The 1171-nt window shown below is 64.2% G+C and carries 1 protein-coding gene; it reads left to right on the forward strand.

The annotated features are described in order from the left end of the window. The first annotated feature begins 58 nt into the window (after positions 1-58). Positions 59-1033 (forward strand): IS5 family transposase, encoded by a 975-nt coding sequence (locus tag AC1DZ8_RS33300; RefSeq protein ID WP_477311264.1) that lies wholly within the window; start codon positions 59-61, stop codon positions 1031-1033. Positions 1034-1171: the final 138 nt, after the last annotated feature.

Below are 1171 nucleotides of genomic sequence, written 5' to 3' on the forward strand. Positions count from 1 at the left end.
GGGACTGTTGCAAAATTGGATGGATGTGATTCCCTGTTTTTGAAACGGGGATTTTGCGATGACGACGAAGCCGAGCGGTCAGTTCAGTTTTGTGGAGGCTTTGCTGCCACAGGGTCTTGGTCGGAGCGGTCGGCTGGACCGGCTGTCGTCGCTGGTGAAGTGGTATCGCTTCGAGAAGATTCTGGCGCGGCTGCGCTCGCCGGCGGGGCCAGGGCGGCCTGCGTACAATTCGCTGGTGATGTTCAAGGCGCTTCTGCTGCAGTCCTTGTATGGGCTGTCGGACAGCGAACTGGAGGAGGCGCTCGCCGATCGGCTGTCGTTCCGCCGCTTCGTTGGGCTGACGCTCGAGGAGACGGTGCCCGACCACACCACGCTCAACCGCTTTCGCAGTCTTCTCGTCGAGGCCGGGCTTCTGGAGAAGCTGTTTGGCGAACTGGACCATCAGTTGGACAAAGCCGGGCTGATCCTGCGGCGCGGCACGATGCTCGATGCCACGGTGATCGAGACTGCGGCGGCGCGGCCACCCAGTGGGGCCGCGCAGGAGGTAGGCGAGATCGGCGATCCCGATGCCGGCTTTACACGCCGGCAGGGCAAGCCTGGCTCCTCTTACGGCTACAAGGCCCATGTCGGTGTCGACCAGGGTTCTGGCCTGATCCGCCGGGTGAGGACGACAGCGGCCAACGTCAACGACACGGTCGAAGCGGATCATCTGATCTGTGGCGACGAAGGCGCGGTGCTGGCGGATGCGGCCTATCACACCAAGGCGCGCGAGCTGTCGCTGAGGCAGCGCGGGATCAAGCCGCGGTTGATGCGGCGAGCCAACAAGCATCATCCGCGCCTGCCGGCACGCCTGAAGCAGTTCAACCAGCTGATCGCCCGGCAACGCTTTGCCGTCGAGACGACCTTCGCCACCTTGAAGAACCGCATGCGACTTTGCGCCATCCGCTATCGCGGCCTGGCCAAGGCGGCAGGACAGGTCCTCATCGCGGCCATCGCCTTCAACATGCGCCGCTGGGTAACGCTGGCCACCTGAGCCTGGGTCGCAGTGCGCCCGAAACCCACCGAATACGCCAACTCCTACCCCATCCGGCCGCAAACCCGCGCCGGAAAGCACCTCGATGCGCCCCTGCTGTCTCTCCAGGCGTCCAAAGCCTAATAACGCAACGGGCCC

This window comes from Mesorhizobium sp. P2_F7 (assembly GCF_056403695.1).